This is a genomic window from Vibrio sp. CCUG 15886 (genome assembly GCF_028570825.1).
Lineage (GTDB): Bacteria > Pseudomonadota > Gammaproteobacteria > Enterobacterales > Vibrionaceae > Vibrio > Vibrio vulnificus_B.
Map to the genome: position 1 here is coordinate 1 of NZ_JAQQBT010000044.1, position 1241 is coordinate 1241.

Below are 1241 nucleotides of genomic sequence, written 5' to 3' on the forward strand. Positions count from 1 at the left end.
TATGCGTTGCGTTTAGTGTTTAAGGTGGTATGCGGTAGCTTCGGTATTGCGTTGCTCACACCTTAACAGGGCGTTATGTGCTTTAGAGGAAAATAGACATGGAAGTAGTGGAAGCTAGCCCTGATTTAGCTCCAATGTTAGCCAGTTATGCGAAAGAATGCTTCGATTCGGGTATCCCCAAATACGAAAATGTTGAGCTAAACCCTGAAGCCTATTTGTCAGGTTTGGTTGAGCGGTCTAAGGCAACGTCCGAATTACCAAATGGGTATTTGCCAAGTACAACGTACTACTGCATTTCAAACTCTGAAATCCTAGGTGCTATTCGAGTTCGTACTGGGACAAATGCGAACGTAGAGAATGTAATAGGACATGTTGGTTACGAGACTAAACCATCAGTTCGAGGCAAAGGTGTTGCTTCATTTCTCCTGACTTGGGTGCGTGACCATGTTATAACTGACTCGGTTATTGTTACCTGTTCAATTGATAATCCAGCATCTCAAAAGGTTATAGAAAACTGCGGTGGTGAATATCTGGGTAACTATACAGATGACAATGAAGGCACAGTAAGGCGCTATCGTTTAGCACGCACATAACAAGCAATTTAAGAGGGATTCACAACGCTTGGCACTTTTGCTTCTACTTCAAATTTAGTGTTTATGGCATAATGTTTTAGGTTGGTTGGTAGCGTTGCTCACCCCTTAATTGGGCGTTATACAAATACAGGGATGAAAATGGAAATTACAGTTAAGAAAATATCGAAAAGGTCTCTTTTCAAAATGCTCTTTATCGGCTTTAGCTTAAGCTTCTTTGTTTTCTTTTTGATGTGTGGCATCGCATCCATATTTGGTGCGGAGACTGTAAAGTGGGAAGAAACTCCAGTAACGGGTGTATCAGGTCTGTTACTAGCATTAGCAATGTGGCCAATATTTAGTTTTTCCCTAGCATTGTTTATGTGGTGCTTTGTAGCATTTGGTTTGTGGATTTACTCTTTAGCTAAACCTCTTAAACTAGTCTTTAAAGAGACAGCAGAATCCAATTAACCATTTGTATAACAAACAATTTAAGAGGGATTCACAACGCTTGGCATTTTTGCTTCTACTTCAAAATTAATGCTTATGGCACAATGCTTTAGGTTGGGTGGAGGCGTTGTTCACCCCTTAATTGGGCGTTAGTACCAAAATTAAATTAGGTTTCGGAGTATTTGGAAATGTTCTTTTCTAGTTCATCTCAACCCTTAGTTA

Annotated in this window: 2 protein-coding genes; both read left to right on the plus strand. The window is 40.0% G+C overall.

All coding sequences use genetic code 11. From position 1 onward, the window contains the following. The first annotated feature begins 98 nt into the window (after nucleotides 1-98). Nucleotides 99-593 carry a GNAT family N-acetyltransferase gene (locus PQQ36_RS22420; RefSeq protein WP_225471024.1) on the plus strand — a complete coding sequence of 165 codons (495 nt, stop codon included), beginning with the start codon at nucleotides 99-101 and terminating at the stop codon, nucleotides 591-593. A gap of 132 nt (nucleotides 594-725) precedes the next feature. After that, nucleotides 726-1040 carry a hypothetical protein gene (locus PQQ36_RS22425; protein WP_193783858.1) on the plus strand — a complete coding sequence of 105 codons (315 nt, stop codon included), beginning with the start codon at nucleotides 726-728 and terminating at the stop codon, nucleotides 1038-1040. Nucleotides 1041-1241 lie beyond the last annotated feature (201 nt).

Excerpts from the sequence above, each read along its gene's own strand:
- PQQ36_RS22420 (WP_225471024.1), top strand. The coding sequence starts at position 99 with ATGGAAGTAGTGGAAGCTAGCCCTGATTTAGCTCCAATGTTAGCCAGT.
- PQQ36_RS22425 (WP_193783858.1), top strand. The coding sequence starts at position 726 with ATGAAAATGGAAATTACAGTTAAGAAAATATCGAAAAGGTCTCTTTTC.